The 18,634-nt window shown below is 68.0% G+C and carries 15 protein-coding genes; 9 read left to right on the top strand and 6 right to left on the bottom strand.

Translation table 11 applies throughout. The features are described 5' to 3' along the window. Positions 1-152 precede the first annotated feature (152 nt). Entirely contained in the window at positions 153-1,184 is a 1,032-nt protein-coding gene (locus tag I4Q42_RS00075) for a hypothetical protein (protein WP_232792753.1), read from the bottom strand. Between the two features lie 303 nt (positions 1,185-1,487). Between I4Q42_RS00075 and I4Q42_RS00070 the strand changes: the two genes are divergently transcribed. After that, a complete protein-coding gene (locus I4Q42_RS00070; RefSeq protein WP_198574041.1) occupies positions 1,488-2,015 on the top strand; it encodes a methylated-DNA--[protein]-cysteine S-methyltransferase in 528 nt (175 codons plus the stop codon). A 180-nt stretch (positions 2,016-2,195) separates the two neighbouring features. Here the strand turns inward: I4Q42_RS00070 and I4Q42_RS00065 are convergent, their stop codons facing one another. Further along, positions 2,196-2,624, bottom strand: coding sequence for a DUF4345 family protein (locus I4Q42_RS00065; RefSeq protein WP_198574040.1), 429 nt, complete (start codon positions 2,622-2,624; stop codon positions 2,196-2,198). Positions 2,625-2,660: 36 nt separating this feature from the next. Beyond that, positions 2,661-3,044 carry a VOC family protein gene (locus I4Q42_RS00060; protein ID WP_198574039.1) on the bottom strand — a complete coding sequence of 128 codons (384 nt, stop codon included), beginning with the start codon at positions 3,042-3,044 and terminating at the stop codon, positions 2,661-2,663. Positions 3,045-3,221: 177 nt separating this feature from the next. Between I4Q42_RS00060 and groES the strand changes: the two genes are divergently transcribed. From groES to I4Q42_RS00040, 4 genes are all read left to right on the top strand, one after another. After that, positions 3,222-3,512 carry a co-chaperone GroES gene (gene groES, locus I4Q42_RS00055; protein ID WP_198574038.1) on the top strand — a complete coding sequence of 97 codons (291 nt, stop codon included), beginning with the start codon at positions 3,222-3,224 and terminating at the stop codon, positions 3,510-3,512. Between the two features lie 60 nt (positions 3,513-3,572). Next, entirely contained in the window at positions 3,573-5,216 is a 1,644-nt protein-coding gene (gene groL / locus I4Q42_RS00050) for a chaperonin GroEL (RefSeq protein WP_198574037.1), read from the top strand. A gap of 96 nt (positions 5,217-5,312) precedes the next feature. Next, entirely contained in the window at positions 5,313-5,624 is a 312-nt protein-coding gene (locus I4Q42_RS00045; RefSeq protein ID WP_198574036.1) for a hypothetical protein, read from the top strand. 261 nt (positions 5,625-5,885) lie between these two features. After that, complete coding sequence (locus I4Q42_RS00040) at positions 5,886-6,569, top strand: Fe2+-dependent dioxygenase (protein WP_198574035.1); 684 nt, start codon at positions 5,886-5,888, stop codon at positions 6,567-6,569. Between the two features lie 188 nt (positions 6,570-6,757). Here the strand turns inward: I4Q42_RS00040 and I4Q42_RS00035 are convergent, their stop codons facing one another. The 3 genes from I4Q42_RS00035 to I4Q42_RS00025 form a co-directional block, all read right to left on the bottom strand. Next, positions 6,758-8,284 (bottom strand): tryptophan halogenase family protein, encoded by a 1,527-nt coding sequence (locus I4Q42_RS00035; protein WP_198574034.1) that lies wholly within the window; start codon positions 8,282-8,284, stop codon positions 6,758-6,760. A 36-nt stretch (positions 8,285-8,320) separates the two neighbouring features. Continuing rightward, entirely contained in the window at positions 8,321-9,859 is a 1,539-nt protein-coding gene (locus tag I4Q42_RS00030; protein WP_198574033.1) for a tryptophan halogenase family protein, read from the bottom strand. Between the two features lie 121 nt (positions 9,860-9,980). Continuing rightward, positions 9,981-13,067: a TonB-dependent receptor gene (locus tag I4Q42_RS00025; RefSeq protein ID WP_232792752.1), complete on the bottom strand. Its 3,087-nt coding sequence runs from the start codon at positions 13,065-13,067 to the stop codon at positions 9,981-9,983. Positions 13,068-13,771: 704 nt separating this feature from the next. On the opposite strand from I4Q42_RS00025, the gene I4Q42_RS00020 reads away from it, so the two are divergent. From I4Q42_RS00020 to I4Q42_RS00005, 4 genes are all read left to right on the top strand, one after another. Then, a complete protein-coding gene (locus tag I4Q42_RS00020) occupies positions 13,772-14,812 on the top strand; it encodes a LacI family DNA-binding transcriptional regulator (RefSeq protein WP_198574032.1) in 1,041 nt (346 codons plus the stop codon). Between the two features lie 68 nt (positions 14,813-14,880). Next, positions 14,881-17,136 carry a beta-glucosidase family protein gene (locus tag I4Q42_RS00015; RefSeq protein ID WP_198574031.1) on the top strand — a complete coding sequence of 752 codons (2,256 nt, stop codon included), beginning with the start codon at positions 14,881-14,883 and terminating at the stop codon, positions 17,134-17,136. 223 nt (positions 17,137-17,359) lie between these two features. Then, complete coding sequence (locus tag I4Q42_RS00010; RefSeq protein ID WP_198574030.1) at positions 17,360-18,103, top strand: hypothetical protein; 744 nt, start codon at positions 17,360-17,362, stop codon at positions 18,101-18,103. A gap of 30 nt (positions 18,104-18,133) precedes the next feature. Beyond that, complete coding sequence (locus I4Q42_RS00005; protein WP_198574029.1) at positions 18,134-18,529, top strand: OsmC family protein; 396 nt, start codon at positions 18,134-18,136, stop codon at positions 18,527-18,529. Positions 18,530-18,634 lie beyond the last annotated feature (105 nt).

Genomic DNA, 18,634 nt, shown 5'->3' with positions numbered 1-18,634 from the left:
TCCCCCAACCCGACCTTCCCCGCGAAGGCGGGGATCCAAGCTGGTGTTCAGGACGGGGCGCGGCCGTGGACTACCCACAAGCTCGGCGTGGATCCCCGCCTTCGCGGGGATGCTCGGAGAAAAATCGACCGAAGATCCAGATGTCGAGCTTACTACCGCGAACCCTCGGCCATCACCGCCGGCGAGACGCTGGCCACCGGGATCACGAAGCCTTGCGGACGCGGCGGCGGCGCGGGTGCGGCGGTCGGAGCCACGGCCCCGGCGCCGGCGGCGTCGTTGACGCACTGGGCGGTGTCGATCAGGGCGTGCTGGCCCAGGCAGAAGACGTCCTCGTAGTGCGGACCGGCGACGGCCAGGCACTGGTAGAGGTTCAGCTTGGCGATCTTCATGCAGAAGTTCGTCTTCTTCTCGCTCAGCACCGGGGCCAGGCGGGCGACGTCGGCGTCGCCGGCGGCGTCCAGCACCGCGAGGGCCGCCAGGGCCGCGGAACGTACGGTCACCGGGGTGAACACCGCGCCGCCCTCGGCGAAGCCGCCGCCGCCCGCGCCCGTCGCCGCCTGGATCAGGCGGCCGGCGTCGTCGCGACCGGGGGTGAAGACCGCCGTGGACAGCTGCTTGACCCGCGCCAGGCGGCCGGCGTTGTCGGCGATCGGCCCCTTGGACCAGGTCTGGCGCTGGATGTCATAGGCCGACTGCTTGACCGCGCGACCGGCCACGGCCAGCGGCGCGCCGCGGCCTTGCAGGGCCACCTGGGCGCGGGCGGCGGCCAGGCCGACGCCTTCGATCTCGACGACGCTTTCCGGCGAGGCCAGCAGGCGCTCGACGACGGCTTCGCGCGAGGTCGCCTGGGCGGCGCGGCGCACGCCGTCGAGGAAGGCCGGTTCCTGCAGGGCGGCGATGGCGCCGTAGGCGATCATGCCGGCTTCGAGCTGCTCGGCCTTGTAGGCCGAGCCCGCCGTCAGGGCCTTGGCCACGCCCTGGCCGTCGGTGAAGGCCGCGGGCGAGATCTCGCCGGCGCCGCGGGTGTAGGTCTCGAAGGCGCTGGCCGCGGCCACGACGTCCTGGGCGAGGCTGACCCCGGGGGCCTCACGCTCCTGGCGCGCCGTCGCCAGCCCGCCGATGCCGAGTCCAGCCAGAGCGACCACCGCCGCGCCCGCCACCATCCACTGCTTGTTCCACGCCATGCCCAAAGCCTCCCAAACCACGAGCGGCATTGGGCGGTCGGCGCGGTTGACGAGGTCGTAACCACCATGGTGAATCGACCCTTAACCGCTATGTATTCACTCAGTTTTTACGCGCAAAATGTCGCACCCGAACAGCGCAGTTTTCGATAAGTCAGAGACACGACAAATCTTCGCGCCATGTGTTGGACTGACGACATTCCCCGAATGCGACACTACTCATGCGGCCATTCAACCCGCGCAAGAAACCAGGACAAGCGCAAGAAACAGGCGGACGCCGAAAGCAACCCCCGCCATAGTGTCGCCATGCCGACGCTTGGTTCACTTCGCCTCCACCTCGACCGCGCGCCCAGCCCGATCGGCGAGCTGCTGCTGGCGTCCGACCAGGAAGGCCGCCTGCGGGCGGTCGATTTCCACGACCACGAACCGCGGCTCCTCAGGCTGTTGAAGCTGCACTACGGCAGGACCTCGCTGGAGGCCGGATCCGCGCCGCCGACGATCCGCGCGGCGCTGGCGGCCTATTTCGACGGCGACCTGGACGCCCTGGCCGCGATCCCCTGGGCGACCGGAGGCACGGCGTTCCAGCAGGCGGTGTGGCGGGCCCTGGGCGAGGTGGCTGCCGGAACCACCCTGACCTACGCCGCCCTGGCCGCCCGCATCGGCAAGCCGGCGGCCGTGCGCGCCGTCGGCGCGGCCAACGGCGCCAACCCGCTCAGCATCGTCGTGCCCTGCCACCGCCTGGTAGGCGCGGACGGCTCCCTCACCGGCTACGGCGGCGGCATCGAACGCAAGGCCTGGCTACTGGCCCACGAGGGGGCGCGGGTCAGGGCGTAGCTCCTTACTTCCCGTCATTCCCGTCCTTGTGGCGGGAAACCCTGGTTCCGCTTGCACGGGAGACGTCAGCGGATCGCCAGCGATCCGCCCCATCTGCCCTTGCGGCTGAAAGAGGGGTTCCCGCCACAAGGGCGGGAATGACGGGAGAATGGGGTAGCGGGCCGGATCTGGACCTGCCCCCTAGACCAGCATGCTGCCGCCGATGCGGTGCAGCGGCAGGGCGCCCTGGTTGAAGAACGGCAGGGCCAGGGTGACGCCCATCAGGATGTCGAGCCCGACGCTGCCATAGTTGAACTTGCCGCCGGCCTTCTGCAGCAGCATCGAGACCAGCCGTCCAAACGCCGCCCCGAACCAAGCCACGGCCAGCACCAGGGCCATGGCCGCCCCGGCGCTGGACTGCCAGCCGAGAAAAAGGGCCGCCGCGCCGTGCGAGGCGATCAGCAGGCCGCCGAAGGCCCGCCCCTCGGTGACGGCGGCGCTCTCCTGCTCGGCCTTCAGCCCCGCCAAGCCGAGCATCGAGTCGGGCCGCGCCAGCACCAGTCCGCCCAGCACGCCGCCGATGACGCAGGCGATCACGGCCAGGATAAGCGACAGGGCGTAGCTCGACATCAGGGGCGGTCTCCGTAGGGCTCAGGCGGGAGGGACTCAGGCAGGCGCGTGGCAGACGGCTTCGACATTGAACCCGTCCGGGTCCAGAACGAAGGCGCCGTAATAATGTTCGTGGTAATGAGGGCGAAGTCCGGGCGGGCCGTTGTCGGTTCCGCCGGCGGCGATGGCGGCGGCATAGAACGCATCGACCACCGCGCGGCTGGGCGCCGAGAAACAGACGTGCAGCTTGCCGCTGGTGCCACCGCCGCCCGAGATCCAGAACTGCGGGCGCTCGGCGCCGTAGCCGACCACGTCGAGCCCGCCGGTGTATTCCTTCGGCACCGCGTAGAGCCGCTTGACGCCCAGCGGCGCCAGGGCCGCGTCGTAAAAGGCCGCCGACGCCTCGAAATCGACGACGTTGAACCCCAGATGGTCGAACATGGACGGCCCTTCCGTTCACCTTGATCGCAAAAACTTCGCCAGCCTCGTCCTTGACTCACCAAGGGCCGGCGCCTAACTCGTGCCTGGCGTTGGCACTCGATGGGAGCGACTGCTAACAGCGACGCTCCCTCGGCCTAACGAAGCCTTTTACAGAAACCGTTCCGACGGAGAAGACACATGAAATTTCGTCCCCTGGGCGACCGCGTCCTCGTGAAGCGCGTCGAAGAAGAAACCACCACCAAGGGCGGGATCATCATCCCCGACACCGCCAAGGAAAAGCCGCAAGAAGGCGAAGTCGTCGCCGTGGGCCCCGGCGCCCGCAACGACAAGGGCGAAGTCGTCGCCCTCGACCTGAAGGCCGGCGATCGCATCCTGTTCGGCAAGTGGTCGGGCACCGAAGTGAAGGTCGACGGCAAGGACCTGCTGATCATGAAGGAAAGCGACGTTCTGGGCGTGGTCGAGGCCTAAGCCTCCCCGTCTTCCGACGCTTACTTCCCAAGACAAACCTTATTCAGAAAGGCGCCCACCATGGCCGCTAAAGACGTTTATTTCGGTTCCGACGCGCGCGACAAGATGCTGCGCGGCGTCAACATCCTCGCCAACGCCGTGAAGGTGACGCTCGGTCCGAAGGGCCGCAACGTCGTCATCGAAAAGTCGTTCGGCGCCCCGCGCACCACCAAGGACGGCGTCTCGGTCGCCAAGGAAATCGAACTGTCTGACAAGTTCGAGAACCTCGGCGCGCAAATGATCCGCGAAGTCGCCAGCAAGACCAACGACAAGGCCGGCGACGGCACCACCACCGCCACCGTCCTGGCTCAAGCCATCGTCCAGGAAGGCCTCAAGTCGGTCGCCGCCGGCATGAACCCGATGGACCTGAAGCGCGGCATCGACAAGGCCGTCGCCATCGCCGTCGAAGACATCAAGGCGTCGTCGAAGAAGGTCACCACCAACGGCGAGATCGCCCAGGTCGGCACCATCTCGGCCAACGGCGACAAGGAAGTTGGCGAGATGATCGCCAAGGCCATGGACAAGGTCGGCAACGAAGGCGTCATCACCGTCGAAGAAGCCAAGACCGCCGAGACCGAACTCGACGTCGTCGAAGGCATGCAGTTCGACCGCGGCTACCTGTCGCCGTACTTCATCACCAACGCCGACAAGATGGAAGTTCAGCTCGAAGAGCCGCTCATCCTGCTGTTCGAAAAGAAGCTGTCGTCGCTGCAGCCGCTGCTGCCGGTGCTGGAAGCCGTCGTCCAGTCGGGCCGCCCGCTGGTCATCATCGCTGAAGACGTCGAAGGCGAGGCCCTGGCCACGCTGGTCGTCAACAAGCTGCGTGGCGGCCTGCGCGTCGCCGCCGTCAAGGCTCCGGGCTTCGGCGATCGCCGCAAGGCCATGCTGGAAGACATCGCCATCCTGACCGGCGCCCAAGTCGTCAGCGAAGACCTCGGCATCAAGCTCGAGAACGTGTCGCTCGACATGCTCGGCCGCGCCAAGAAGGTCTCGATCACCAAGGACGACACCACCATCGTGGACGGCGTCGGTGAGAAGGACGCGATCGAAGCCCGCATCGCCCAGATCAAGCGCCAGATCGAAGACACCACCTCGGACTACGACAAGGAAAAGCTGCAAGAGCGTCTGGCCAAGCTGGCCGGCGGCGTCGCGGTCATCCGCGTCGGCGGCTCGACCGAAGTCGAAGTGAAGGAAAAGAAGGACCGCGTCGACGACGCCCTCAACGCGACCCGCGCGGCCGCCGATGAAGGCATCGTCCCCGGCGGCGGCACCGCCCTGCTGAAGGCCTCCAAGGCCCTGGCCGGCGTCACCGGCGAGAACGACGACCAGACGGCCGGCATCGCCATCGTCCGTCGCGCCCTGCAATCGCCGATCCGTCAGATCGCCGAGAACGCCGGCGTCGAAGGTTCGATCGTGGTCGGCAAGATCCTGGAAAACGACAGCAGCTCGTTCGGCTTCAACGCCCAGACCGAGCAGTACGTCGACCTGGTGGCCGACGGCGTCATCGACCCCGCCAAGGTGGTCCGCACCGCCCTGCAGAACGCCGCCTCGGTGGCCGGCCTGCTGATCACCACCGAAGCCGCGATCGTCGAGGCCCCCAAGAAGGGCGGCGGCGCTCCGGCCGGCGGCGGCATGCCGGGCGGCATGGGCGACATGGACTTCTAAGATAGAAGTCCGGTCACCTAGACCGAACCAAAGAGAAGGGCGGGGCCGCGAGGCTCCGCCCTTTTTCTTTGCCTCCGCGCCCGCTACACCCGGCCCATGTTCCGCCAACGCCCCGACGCCGACATGATCCCCCAGGGCTGGGTGATCGCCGTGATGGTCGAGGTCCCGGGCGAGCGGACGCCGGTCGCGCACTATTTCGCCGTCGGCAAGGCCGACCGGGCCCTGGCCGAATGGGCGGCGGTCGACCTGGCCCAGCAGGCCGGAACCATCGCCTCCAGCCCCGTGGACGGCCGCGAGCCGGTCGACGCCATGCGCCAGATCCTCGCCTACCGCATGCGCGAGCTCGGCCTTAAGACCGGCGAGACCCGGGCCCTGGGCGACAAGCATCCGAGGCGGTGGCTGTTCTGATCCCTCTCCCCTTGCGGGAGAGGGTGGCCCGGCGGAGCCGGGTCGGGTGAGGGGTCGAAAGCCCTGTCCGCCGCGACAAGTCGATCGACCAGGCGCAGCGTCGCAAGTTTGAGAGACCCCTCATCCGACGGCCTTCGGCCGCCACCTTCTCCCGCAAGGGGAGAAGGCCCCCCTTACGCAATCTTCTGCGAGGCGTTCGCATTGCCCGCGGCCGCCCCAGGCCCTAAAGCCAAGGCACGAGACGACGAAGGCCGACCGCCCATGATGATCCAGATCCCCGACGTGCTGAGCGCCGACCAGGTCGCCCATTGCCGCGCGATCATCGACGCCGCCCCGTGGATCGACGGCAACGCCACCTCGGGCTTCCAGGCGGCCATGGCCAAGAACAACGAGCAGCTGCCGCAGGACGGCCCGGCCGCCCGCGAGGTGGGCGCGATCATCGTCCAGGCCTTGCAGAGCAATCCGCTGTTCGTCTCGGCCGCCCTGCCCCAGACCATCCTGCCGCCGCTGTTCAACCGCTACGGCGAGGGCATGGGCTTTGGCGACCACGTCGACAACTCGATCCGCAGGAACCCCGCGACCGGCGCCCAGATCCGCACCGACCTGTCGGCCACCCTGTTCCTGACCGATCCCGACGACTACGACGGCGGCGAGCTGGTGGTCGAGGACACCTATGGCAGCCATCTGGTGAAACTGCCGGCCGGCTCGCTTATCCTCTATCCGGCCTCCAGCCTGCACCACGTGACCACGATCACCCGCGGCCGCCGCACCGCCAGCTTCTTCTGGATCCAGAGCCTGGTCCGCGATGACGCCAAGCGCGCCCTGCTGCTCGACATGGACGTCTCGATCCAGCGCATCGCCGGCCAGGTCGGCCACGCCGATCCGTCGGTGCTGTCGCTGACCGGGACCTACCACAACCTGCTGCGCATGTGGGCCGAGGTTTGAGACGTAAGACCCTCTCCCCGTGGGGAGAGGGAGGGGCCCGCGCCGTAGGCGTGGGAGGGTGAGGGCGTACGCCATTGGCGGTCCCATCACCCCCTAATCCTGGCATGTCCGGAAAGGTCCCTAACCCCTCACCCTCCCAGGCTATCGCCTGGGCCCCTCCCTCTCCCTCTGGGAAAGGGTAGGAAAATCTACCCCGCCTTCTTCAAGGCCTCCGGCACCGGCGCCGGGCAGTACTGGCGCAGGAAGTCGCCATGGCTGGGCAGGGTGTCGACCAGATCGCTCAGCATCGGCGCGGACTGGTCGAGCAGGCCCTTCACCACGCCCGCCGGCAGGGTGTCGACCAGCTGCTGATAACGCTGGGGCCGGATGCCCATGCCTTCCATCACCGACTGCCAGCTGGGGGCGCGGAACATGTCGTCGACGCCGTCGCGCAGCACGCCGCTGGCCTTGAACAGCTCGATCCGCTCGCGCAGGCTGTCGGGCGGGGTGACCTGCTGGTAGGCGCGCCAGAACGGCGTGTCGTCGCGCTTGGTCGTGAAGTAGTGCAGCACGATGAAGTCGCGGATCTCCTCGTAATCGGCCCGCATGCGCCGATTGTACTCGGCCGCCAGGGTGGCGTCGCAGTCGCGGTCGGGGAAGAACCGCAGCAGGTAGTCGACGCCGCGATAGATCAGGTGCAGGGCCGTCGATTCCAGCGGCTCGATGAAGCCGCCCGCAAGCCCGATGGCCACGCAGTTCTTGTTGAACAGCTGCTTGCGCATGCCGGTCTTGAACGGCACCAGCCAGGGCTCGCGCACGGCCTCGCCCTCGACCTGGCTCATGAGCGTCGCCCGGGCCTCGTCGTCGCTGCAGAACTGGCTGCAATAGACGTAGCCGTTGCCGGCCCGGTGCTGCAGCGGGATGCGCCAGCGCCAGCCGGAGTCCTGGGCCTGGGCCAGGGTGTAGGGATGCGGGTCGCGGAGATTGGCGGTCTGCACGGCGATGGCGCGGTCGCAGAGCAGCACGTCCGACCAGTCGAGGAACTCGGTCTTCAAGGCCTGGCCGTTCAGCAGCGAGCGGAAGCCCGAGCAGTCGATGAAGAAGTCGCCCGAGACCTCGCGGCCGTCCTTGAGGATCACCTTCTCGATGAAGCCGTCGGGCCGCGTGGCCACGTCGTTGACGATGCCTTCGGTGCGCTTGACGCCCCGGGCCTCGGCGAACTTGCGCAGGAACTTGGCCAGCAGGGCCGCGTCGATGTGCACGGCGTAGTTGGCGTTGGCGATCATGGTGCGCGGGGCCATGGCCGGCGACATGAACTTCCAGCGGTCGGCCATCACCGAGGCGGTGGCGAAGTCCTGCAGGTTCGACGGATGGCCCTCGGCCTTGCCGCGCAGCCAGACCTGATAGAACTCGTGCACGTCCACCGGCCCGCCGATCAGGCCGAACGGATGGTAGTAGACGTCGCCCTTCTGGCGCCAGTTCTCGAAGCGGATGGCCAGCTTGAAGGCGGCCTGCGTCTCCTGCATGAACTCGACCTCGTCGATGCCGAGGCTGCGGATCAGCTGCAGGAAGGGCGGGATCGTGCTTTCGCCGACGCCGATGATGCCGATCTGCTCGGACTCGATCAGCTCGATCTCGCAGGGACTGTCCTTGAGATAGTGGCTGATCATCGCCGCCGTGATCCAGCCGGCCGAACCGCCGCCCACGATCACGATCTTCCGCAGATTATTGGCCATCGGGCCTCTCCCGTACGCTTGTCTTTTATCGTTGGTCTATTCGGCCGCCGCCGGCTGGGCGGCGACGTAGCGGCGCAGGAACTCGCCGTGGGTCGGGGCCTGGGCCACCGCCCGGGCGACGCCGGCCCGCATCTGGTTGAGGCTGGCGGCTAGGACCGCCCCGTCCACCCCGTCCAGCGCCGGATCCCAGCTTTCCGGCCAGATGCCGAAGCCGTCGAAGATCGCCAGCCAGCTGGGCGGCTGGAACATTTCCCAGCGATAGCGGGCGACGTGCCCGCGCGAGCGGAACAGCTCGACCTTACGGGCCAGGGTCTCGGGAATGTCGGCGTCGCGGGTGGTGCGCCAGAACGGCGTGTCGCCGCGCTGGGCGGCCTTGTAATGCAGGATCACGAAGTCGCGCACCCGCTCCATCTCGCGCCGCGACCAGTCGTTGAACTCGTCGACCACCGCCGGGTCGAAGCTTCGATCGGGGAACAGCTGCTTGAGCTTCTCGATGCCGGTCTCGATCAGGGCGATCGAAGTGCTCTCCAGCGGTTCGAGGAAACCCGACGCCAGGCCCAGGGTCACGACGTTGCGGTTCCAGACCTTCTTGCGGCGGCCGGGGGTGAAGCGGATCAGCCGCGGCTCGTGCAGCAGCTTGTCAGGCACGGCGGCGATCAGCTCGGCCTTGGCCGCCTCGTCGTCGATATGGCGGCTCGAATAGACGTAGCCGTTGCCGTAGCGGTGCTGCAGCGGGATGCGCCAACGCCAGCCGGCGGTATGGGCGGTGACGTCGGTATAGGGCGGTGGCTCAGCGCTTTCTGGCGGCTGGCTCTGCACGGCCAGCGCCCGGTCGCAGAACAGCCACTGCGACCAGTCCTCGTAGCCGGTCTCCAGCGCCTCCTCGATCAGCAGCCCCCGGAAGCCGGAGCAGTCGATGAAGAGGTCGCCCTCGACCACCTGGCCGGTATGCAGGTCCAGCGAGGCGACGAAACCGTCCTCGGGCCGCAGATTGACCTTTACGACCTTGGCGTCGATCCGGCGCACGCCGTTGGCCTCGGCCACCCGTCGCATCAGCTGGGCGAACAGGGCAGCGTCGAAATGCAGGGCCCAGTCGAAGATCGACAGGCTGGAGGGCGGATTGGCCGCCGGCACGGTGAACTTGCCCGCCGCCGCCAGGGACGCGCCCAGGCAGTATTCACCGAACGCCCCGACCTCGCCGCCAGCGCGGGCCTTGGTCCAGTAGTGCTGGAAGCCGACCCCGTTGAGGTCCTGGCCGTAGAGGCCGAAGGGATGGATGAAGGCCGAACCCGGCGCCATCCAGTCCTTGAAACGGATGCCCAGCTTGCAGGTGCCCTGCGTGGCGCGCAGCACCTCCAGGTCGTCGAGACCCAGGTTCTGGTAGAAGCCGCGAATGGTGGGGATGGTCGCCTCGCCCACCCCGATCGTGCCGATTTCGGAACTCTCGACCAAGGTGATGTCGATCGGCGCGGGGCCAAAGTGGCGGCGCAGGGCCGCGGCCGCCATCCAGCCGGCGGTGCCGCCGCCGACGATGACGATGCTGCGGATGCGCCCTTTGCGGACGTCTTCGCTCATAGCCGGTCCTCCCCGACCGAAACTGGCGCCGTAAGGCGCGACTGCAAAGCGCCCTCCCAAACAAAAAAACCGTCGTGGCGGCCTAGGGGACCGCCACGACGGGCAGGGAAAGAAAGTCAGATCACCACTTGGCGCGGACGCCGATCACGTAGCGGGGTTCGAACTCGTTCTGCGACGAGTACTGCTCCTTCCCCTTCGCGAACTTCAGGTAGTAATCCTCGATTTCGCCGGTCACGTTCGAGCCGTTGAAATAGACCGTGACGTTGTCGCGGACCTGGTAGCTGACGTTGACGTCGACGTAGCCGGTGGCGTCCTGCATGACCGGGATGGTCCGGCCGCCGCCGCCGCCCATGGTGCCGGCCAGGCGATCGGTGCGGAAGTTGTAGGCCACCCGGGCCTGCAGCTTGTCGTCCTGGTACCAGCCCACGAAGTTGAACTGGTGCTTGGAGTTGTCGAAGAACGGCAGCTTCTCGCCCGACAGGTCGATCCGGGCCTCCTCGCTGGGCGAGAAGGTATAGTTGGTGTCGACCCCGAAGTTGCGCAGGATCGGGGTGTCGGGGATCACGTCGCTGAAGGCGACCTTGGCGCCCACTTCCAGGCCCTTCACCTCGCCGCCGTCGCCTTGCAGCGGCAGCGACACGTCGACCTCGCGGCGGATCACGCCGTCCTGGTCGGGGAAGCTGCCCTTGATGGTGCCGCCGGTGACGTAGCTGTCGATCTTCAGCCGGAAGGCCGTGATGTTCAGCATCGAGGCCTGGCCGAAGTAGTACTCGGCCGCGACGTCGAAGTTCTGCGAGCGCCACGGATCCAGATCCGGGTTGCCCGAGGCCTCGGCGCCGGTGACGCAGCGGACGTTCGGCAGAGACGCGCCGCAGTCGGCGGTGTTGATCTTGAGGCCGCCGCCGTAGCTGCCCAGGTCGAGCGGCTGCATGGTCTTGGAGTACGAGAAGCGGAGCTTGACGTTGTCGGTCAGCTCATAGGCGCCGTTGAACGACGGCAGCCAGTCGCGGTACTTGCGGCGGGTGACCGTGTCGCCGTCGTCGGCGTTGGTGTCGCCGTAGTTCATCGTATCGCCGGTCAGGTTCTGCTTGACCAGCAGCTCCGTCTCGATGACGCGCAGGCCGAAGTCGCCCGAGAACTTGCCGATCTCGTAGCTGCTGGCGAAGTAGGCGCTCTGCTCCTTCAGGTCGACGTCGTAGGTCTGGCCCGGAACGGTGACGCGGACGGCGTCGCCGAACACCTTCTTCTGGAAGGCCAGCACGTTGTCGAAGTCGCGCGGATCGACGGCCCAGAACCCGGGCATGCCGGAGGTGACGCCGCCCAGGTCGGTGACGAACAGCGTGTTGTTGTAGGTCGAGAGCTTGGTCGGACGGTTGACGGTGTAGCCCTGGAACTCGGGCACGCCGGTGACCGGGTTCGGCACGAACTCGCCGGCCTGGCACTGGTTCTGGTTCATGACCACGTCGATGGCCTTCCACTGCGCCATGCAGCCGGCGGCCGGCACGGCCGAACCGTTGGCCTGCACCGCGCCCGGCGTGCCGCCGTAGAAGCCCGAGAACAGGTGGAACTGCTCGACGCTGACCGAACGGTCACTGAGGCGAACCCCGGCGTCGACCTTGGTGATGAAGCCCAGGAAGTTCTCGTCGAAGCGATAGTGTCCGTCGGCGCGGAACACGTTCATGTCCGACTCAACTTCGTTATTGCCTTCCGACGAGAAGGCCGCGATCGCGTAGCTGTCCTTGTTGGCCATGTAGTCGCGCAGGGTCTTGCCCGCGCCCAGGCCGCCCGAGATCGGCGTATCGAAGCCGCTCCACACCGGGTGATTGCCGCTGATGTCGTAGTGCAGCTGCGGGTTCTGCCCGTAGCCCAGCGGGTTAGGGTTCAGGTAGCAGCCGCCGGCCGAGCCGACGACGGCGTTGCTGCGCTGGCTGGCCGGATAGGTGTCGCAGATGGCCTTGGGATAGAACGGACCGCGGGTGCGGTCGGCGGCGTTGCGGAACAGGTTGAAGCGGCCGTCGCCGTACTGCCAGTTGGAAAGGTCGCCCTGGGCCTGGCCGTTCATGCTCAGGCGTTCGCCGTTGGCGCGGATGGCGCGGGCCTCGAAGGTGAGGTTGCCGCCGTTGTCGTACTTCAGTTCGAGATTGTAGTTCTTGCTCTCGGACTTGGTGACGCGGTTGACGGTGAAGGAGTTAATCCACCACGCATTGATGTCGTACTCGTCCACGGCCAGCCACGGACGGCCGTTGCCGCCGCCGGTCGAGGGCGCGCTGACGCCGGTCGCGCGGGTGTCGGTGGGCGTGGTCCAGGCGCCGAAAGCGCCGCCGTCCCAGCGGTTGGAGATGTTGATGCCGACGGCGCGGTTATATTCGTCGAGCTTGGCGTAGAAGCCTTCCGCGATCAGGGTGAAGCCTTCGCCCAGGTCGGCCTCGAACGACACGTTCAGGCCGGTCCGCTTGCGCTCCACGACGCGGTTGTAGCTTTCGAAGCCGTGCGGCGAGAGGAAGTTGTTCGGGTTCGAACCGCCCCAGTCGTTGTTGCCCGACAGCACGACGGCGCCCGAGAAGTTGTTGCTCAGGTGCGACTCGCTGCGCACGCCCGAGACCAGCACCCCGACGCGGTCGTTGCGCCAGCTGGCCAGGATGTTGGCCAGGTAGTCGTCGTCCTTGGTGCGCTCGCCGCGCTGGGCTTCGAGACCGCCGGCGATCTGGAAGCCTTCCTTCATCATGAAGGGGCGGCGGGTGCGCAGATCGATGGTGCCCGAGATGCCCGCCAGGGCGTTGTTCGGGTCGGTCGACTTGTAGACCACGACCTGGTTCATCAGCTGCGAGGGCACGTCCAGCAGGTTGGGCTGGGCCGAACCCATGTTGCCGGCGCTCAGGTATTGCTCGCCGTTCAGCAGGGTGATGACCTGCGACAGGCCGCGGATGTTGACACTCTTGCCTTCGCCGGCGTCGCGCTGGATCTGGATGCCCGAGATGCGCTGCAGCGCGTCGGCGACGGTGACGTCAGGCAGCTTGCCGATGTCTTCCGACGAGATCGCGTCGACGATCGCGGTTTCCTTGCGCTTGACGTCGACGGATCGCAGCTGCGAGCCGCGCACGCCGGTGACGACGACTTCCTCGACCGTGTTCTGCTCGATGATGGCCTGCGCCATGGCGGTGGTGCTGATGGCGGCCTGAGACGCGCCGGCCAGCAAGGCCAGGGTCAAGCCGCGAGTCCAGACGGACTTCGTACGTGGTATGGTCAACTGATCGCTCCCCAATGTCTTTGTTCTTGCGTTCGGGCCACGACGCCTGCGGACGCCGCGGTAGGTCTTGAGCCCGGGTCCAGACCCTCACGCCACCTGCTGTTGGCGGCCTTGACCCGGCGATGTCCTGTCGGCGACCCCCGGCGCCGGAACGGTGCTGCGAGCCGGCTCTTTGTCGCCGGTCACGGTGGCTACATTCCCAAATGTCCCGAGCAAGTCAACAGGAATGTCAACGTTGTCATTTTTGGAAATCCGCCGATTTCCAAGCATTTCCACGAAGCTACACACCCTTGCAAGCGACGGCGAACCCTCCACGTTTCCGTTGTTTTACAATGACTTTTACCTACATCGCGCCATTGCCTCGAACTCGCAAGACAGCGCTGCCAATGAGTGTGCGCCATGGCCAAACAAAATCGTCAGGCGAGCATCATGGCGAGATCCAGGCGGCAGATTCGGCTCCATCGCGACCGGAAAGCCACGCTTGAATGTCCTGAAAGCCATTTATAGGACATATCAATGTCTGACTCTGAGACATTTTTTGACCCGTGCATGTCCCATCGCATGACAAGCCCGTCGAGCTGGGGTATGGCTGGCTCAGCAGCCGTCCAGCCGCCGCCCCTGCCGGGGAGACGCGTGGCGACGGCCAGGTCGGGTGCGGATCCTTCATGGCGACAATTCACGATGTGGCCCAACGCGCGGGGGTCTCGGCCAAGACGGTGTCACGGGTCCTGAACGACCACGCCAGCGTCACCGGCAAGACTCGCGACAAGGTCCGCGAAGCCATGTCGACGCTCGGCTATCAGCCCAGCGCCGTGGCCCGCCAGTTTCGCGCCCAGGGCGCTTCGGCCGTCGGCGCCCTGATGGGCGACCCCAGCGGCGGCTACCACACCCGCACCCACCACGCCCTGCTGCTGGCTTGCCTGGAGACCGGCCGCCACCTGACGGTCGAGCTGTTCGACGGCCCGATCTCCGGTTGGCAGGACCGCATCCGCGCCTTCGTCGAGGACGGCGGCATCCGCGAGGTCGTGCTGCTGCCGCCCGAATGCGACTTCGGCCCGCTGAAGGCGCTTCTGCGCGAGCTGGAGGTGCGCTGCGTGCTGATCTCGCCGACCACGCCGGACCCGCACTTCCCCGCCATCGCCATGGACGACCGCGCCGCCGCCCGCGAGGTGGTCGAGCACCTGTTCAGCCTGGGCCATACCCGCATCGGCCACATCTCGGGCCACCCGGACCACGCCGCCAGCACCCATCGCCGCAACGGCTTCTTCGAGGCCTATGCCGCCGCCGGCCTGCCGCGCCCGGCGCCGGAGCTGATCGTCCAGGGCGAGTTCACCTTCAAGACCGGCCTGGACGCGTCCAAGCTGCTGCTCGAGATCGACAATCCGCCGACCGCCATCTTCGCCGCCAACGACGAGATGGCCGCCGCCACCTGCATGGAGGCCCAGCGCCGCGGCCTGCGCATTCCCGACGACATCTCGGTGGTCGGTTTCGACGACGCGCCGATCGCCGGGGTCATCTGGCCGACCCTGACCACCATCCGCCAGCCGTTCGAGCCCATGGCCCTGCGCGCCCTGCAGACCTTCGCGGCCTGGAACAGCGGCGAATCGGGCCTGCGCACCGGGCCGTTCCTGGCCCAGCACAGCCTGGTGATCCGCGAATCCACCGGCCCGGCCCGCAAGGGACCGCCGCCGGCCAAGACCAGCTGACGGAGCGTCTCCGTCCGCCGCACGCCCGCCGGCTCGCCCGGCCAATAAAGATCCATGTGGGAGGTAGAATGAACTCGCGTTTCCGCGCCAGCGCCCTGGCCCTGACCATCGCCCTGGGGGGCCTGGCCGCCCTGCCCGCCTGCGCCCAGGATCATGCCGGCCACGCCGCGGCTCCCGCCGCCAAGCCCTGGCTCGCCCCCAAGCTCGACGCCGACACCCGCGCCGACCTCGTCCTCAAGGCCATGACCCAGGACGAGAAGCTGACCCTGGTCTACGGCTACTTCGGCGCTGACATGAAGCCGAAGTACACGCGCATCGAGGGCTCGCTGCCCGGCTCGGCCGGCTACGTGCCGGGCCTGCCGCGCCTGGGCATCCCGGCCCAGTGGGAAACCGACGCCGGCGTCGGCGTGGCCACGCAAGGCAGCGCCGCCGAGTTCCGCGAGCGCACCGCCCTGCCCTCGGGCATGGCCACCACGGCCACCTGGAACCCTGAGCTGGCCCAGAAGGGCGGCGCGATGATCGGCTCTGAGGCCCGCAACTCGGGCTTCAACGTCATGCTGGCCGGCGGCGTCAACCTCGTCCGCGAGCCGCGCAACGGCCGCAACTTCGAATATGGCGGCGAGGATCCGCTGCTGGCCGGCGTCATGGTCGGGGCCCAGATCAAGGGCATCCAGTCGGCCAAGATCGTCTCGACCATCAAGCACTACGCCCTGAACGCCCAGGAAACCGGCCGCTTCGTGGTCGACAGCAAGATCGGCCAGGCCGACGCCCGCACCTCCGACCTGCTGGCCTTCCAGATCGCCATGGAGGCGTCGGACCCGCACTCGGTGATGTGCGCCTACAACCGCGTCAACGGCGACTACGCCTGCGAGAACGACTGGCTGCTCAACAAGGTGCTGAAGCAGGACTGGGGCTACAAGGGCTACGTGATGTCCGACTGGGGCGCGGTGCATTCCGGCGCCAAGTCGGTCAATGCCGGCCTCGACCAGGAATCGGCCGGCGACGCCTTCGACAAGCAGCCCTTCCTGGCCAGCGTGCTGAAGGCCGATCTCGCCAGCGGCGCGGTCAGCCAGGCGCGCCTGGACGACATGGCCCGCCGCATCGTCCGCTCGCTGTTCGCCAGCGGCGCGGTCGACCATCCGGTGAAGATCGCCCCGATCGATCTCGCCGCCAACGGCAAGGTCAGCCAGGCCGACGCCGAGGAAGGCATGGTCCTGCTGAAGAACGACAAGGGCCTGCTGCCCCTGGCGCTCAAGGCCCAGAAGATCGCCGTGATCGGCGCCTACGCCAATGTCGGCGTGCTGTCGGGCGGCGGCTCCTCGCAGGTCTATCCGGCCGGCGGCCGCGCGGTGCAGGGCCTGGAGCCCAAGACCTGGCCCGGCCCGGTGATCTACTACCCGTCCTCGCCGCTGAAGGCCCTGCAGGCGCGCGCGCCCCAGGCCAAGTTCACCTACAACGACGGCAAGGACGCCGCCGCGGTCGCCAAGCTGGCCGCCGAGAGCGACCTCGTCATCGTCTTCGCCGATCAGTGGACCACCGAGTCGGAAGACGCCCCCAGCCTGACCCTGCCCAAGAACCAGGACGCGACGATCGCGGCGGCCGCCAAGGCCGGCAAGAACGTCGTCGTGGTGCTGGAGACGGGCGGCCCGGTGCTGATGCCGTGGCTGAACGACGTCGGCGCGGTGCTGCAGGCCTGGTATCCGGGCACCAACGGCGGCGAAGCCATCGCCCGCGTGCTGACCGGCGAGGTCGACGCTACCGGCCGCCTGCCGGTGACCTTCCCTGCCGGCGAGGCCCAGCTGCCGCGTCCCGTGCTCGACGGCGATCCCAAGACGCCCGAAGCGCTGTTCGCGGTCGACTATTCGATCGAGGGCGCGGCCATCGGCTACAAGTGGTTCGACAAGAAGGGCCTGCAGCCGCTGTTCCCGTTCGGCCACGGCCTGTCTTACACCTCGTTCGCCTATTCGGACCTGAAGACCTCGACCGCCGGCGGCCAGCTGACCGTGTCGTTCAAGGTCACCAACACCGGCAAGCGCGCCGGCAAGGACGTGCCGCAGGTCTATGTCTCGCCCAAGGCCGGCGGCTGGGAAGCCCCGCGCCGCCTGGCCGGCTTCCAGAAGGTCGCCCTCGCGCCCGGCGCCAGCCAGGCCGTCACGGTGACCGTCGACCCGCGCCTGCTGGCCACCTGGGACGAAACCGCCCACGGCTGGAAGGTCGCGGCCGGCGACTACGAGGTGCAGCTGGGCGCCTCCTCGGCGGCGATCAGCGCCAAGGCGATGGCGACCGTGGCGGCGCAGAGCGTGCCGGTGGGGCTGTTGAAGTAAGGGGGAAGACCCCCTCAGTCGCTCCGCGACAGCTCCCCCAGAGGGGAGCATATGGATGCATAGATCCTCCCCCCTTGGGGGAAGGTGGCCCGGAGGGCCGGAGGGGGGCGGACGCGGCAGCGTCCGCCCACTTTCGTTCAAGCCATGCACGCTGCATCGGGCTATGCCCCATCCTCTCACCCGGCGCTTCCCACCGCCGCCGCACACGCTCTAGTCTCCCCCCATGCGCGCCCCGCTCCTCGTCCTGGCCCTGATCCTCGCGACCGCCGCCTCGGCGCGGGCGGGCGAGACCGCGTGCTGGTTCGAGAACGGCGCGGTCGTCGCCCCCGCCGCGATCGGCGACATGACCGGCGACTTCGTCATCGACCTGTCGGCGCCCCATACCCTGTTACACGAGACCAAGGCCCAGGCCGGCGGCTTCGAGGCCACCGACCTGAACCTGCCCGTGCGCCTGGCCGGCGAGGCGCTGCCTGCCCTGCCGGTGGCCGTCACCGACCTCGACTATCGCGGCGTCGGCTTCGTCGCCCCCATCGCCGGGGTCATCGGCGCCGACGTCCTGGCCCGCTACACGGTCGTCATCGACTTCGCCCCCTGTCGCCTCCGGCTGGAGCCCCCCGACGGGCTGACGAGGCCCTCAGGGCCGTCCCTGCCCGTCGAGATGGTCGGCGGGGTGCCGACGGTGCGCGCGACCGCCTCCGACGGCTTCACGAGCGTCCAGGGGTCCTTCGCCCTCGACACCGCCTCGGGCGGCGCCCTGCGGGCCCGAGGGCCGGCCGACGGCCCACGCCAGAGGCCGGCCGGAACCATCGCGGCCCTGGCCTTCGACGGCCGGCTCTATCCGCGCGCCCGCGCCGTGAAGGCCGGCGACCTGCCGCCCGGCGTCGTCGGCGCCCTGGGGGTCGAGGTCCTGGCGCGTGGACGCCTGCGCTTCGATCCAACCGCCCACGCCCTTTGGCTGACGCCCTAGACACACACCTTCCCTGTACGGAGTTTCCCCATGGCCTCGCGCGCCCACGCCGTCACCGCCGATCCGCGCCACACGATCCTGCTCGAGGTGAACGGCCATAAGCTGGTCGGCGACGAGCCCACGGCCCTGGGCGGCCAGGACGCCGGCCCGCCGCCGTTCGGCTTCGTGCTGGCCGGCCTGGCCGCCTGCACCGCCACCACGCTGCGGATGTACGCCGACCGCAAGGGCTGGGGCGACGTCACGATCGAGACCGAGCTGACCCTCGACACCCACGGGGACAAGCCGAAGATCGACCGCAAGGTCTCGGCCACGGGCGACCTCGACGAGGCGGCCATCGCCCGTCTGCGTGATGTCGTCGAGCGCACGCCGGTGACCCTGGCCCTGAAAGGCGGGTTTACGATCGATACGGTGCTGGAGAAGGGGTGACGGGTATTTAGAAACCTCCCCCTTTGGGGGAGGCGATCGCATAGCGATCGGTGGGGGGAGTGAACGCCAAATCGGTCGACTCCGGCGGCGGCTGAAAACGCCCAG

The sequence above is a fragment of the Caulobacter hibisci genome, from assembly GCF_016135805.1.
GTDB classification, from domain to species: Bacteria; Pseudomonadota; Alphaproteobacteria; order Caulobacterales; family Caulobacteraceae; genus Caulobacter; species Caulobacter hibisci.
The sequence above is the reverse complement of the archived record's forward strand: the minus strand, read 5'-3'. Positions and strand labels throughout refer to the sequence as shown.

What these genes read in the sequence shown, in the direction of transcription:
- I4Q42_RS00075 (WP_232792753.1), bottom strand. Translation starts at nt 1,184, where the DNA reads ATGGCGTGGAACAAGCAGTGGATGGTGGCGGGCGCGGCGGTGGTCGCT.
- I4Q42_RS00070 (WP_198574041.1), top strand. Translation starts at nt 1,488, where the DNA reads ATGCCGACGCTTGGTTCACTTCGCCTCCACCTCGACCGCGCGCCCAGC.
- I4Q42_RS00065 (WP_198574040.1), bottom strand. Translation starts at nt 2,624, where the DNA reads ATGTCGAGCTACGCCCTGTCGCTTATCCTGGCCGTGATCGCCTGCGTC.
- I4Q42_RS00060 (WP_198574039.1), bottom strand. Translation starts at nt 3,044, where the DNA reads ATGTTCGACCATCTGGGGTTCAACGTCGTCGATTTCGAGGCGTCGGCG.
- groES (WP_198574038.1), top strand. Translation starts at nt 3,222, where the DNA reads ATGAAATTTCGTCCCCTGGGCGACCGCGTCCTCGTGAAGCGCGTCGAA.
- groL (WP_198574037.1), top strand. Translation starts at nt 3,573, where the DNA reads ATGGCCGCTAAAGACGTTTATTTCGGTTCCGACGCGCGCGACAAGATG.
- I4Q42_RS00045 (WP_198574036.1), top strand. Translation starts at nt 5,313, where the DNA reads ATGTTCCGCCAACGCCCCGACGCCGACATGATCCCCCAGGGCTGGGTG.
- I4Q42_RS00040 (WP_198574035.1), top strand. Translation starts at nt 5,886, where the DNA reads ATGATGATCCAGATCCCCGACGTGCTGAGCGCCGACCAGGTCGCCCAT.
- I4Q42_RS00035 (WP_198574034.1), bottom strand. Translation starts at nt 8,284, where the DNA reads ATGGCCAATAATCTGCGGAAGATCGTGATCGTGGGCGGCGGTTCGGCC.
- I4Q42_RS00030 (WP_198574033.1), bottom strand. Translation starts at nt 9,859, where the DNA reads ATGAGCGAAGACGTCCGCAAAGGGCGCATCCGCAGCATCGTCATCGTC.
- I4Q42_RS00020 (WP_198574032.1), top strand. Translation starts at nt 13,772, where the DNA reads ATGGCGACAATTCACGATGTGGCCCAACGCGCGGGGGTCTCGGCCAAG.
- I4Q42_RS00015 (WP_198574031.1), top strand. Translation starts at nt 14,881, where the DNA reads ATGAACTCGCGTTTCCGCGCCAGCGCCCTGGCCCTGACCATCGCCCTG.
- I4Q42_RS00010 (WP_198574030.1), top strand. Translation starts at nt 17,360, where the DNA reads ATGCGCGCCCCGCTCCTCGTCCTGGCCCTGATCCTCGCGACCGCCGCC.
- I4Q42_RS00005 (WP_198574029.1), top strand. Translation starts at nt 18,134, where the DNA reads ATGGCCTCGCGCGCCCACGCCGTCACCGCCGATCCGCGCCACACGATC.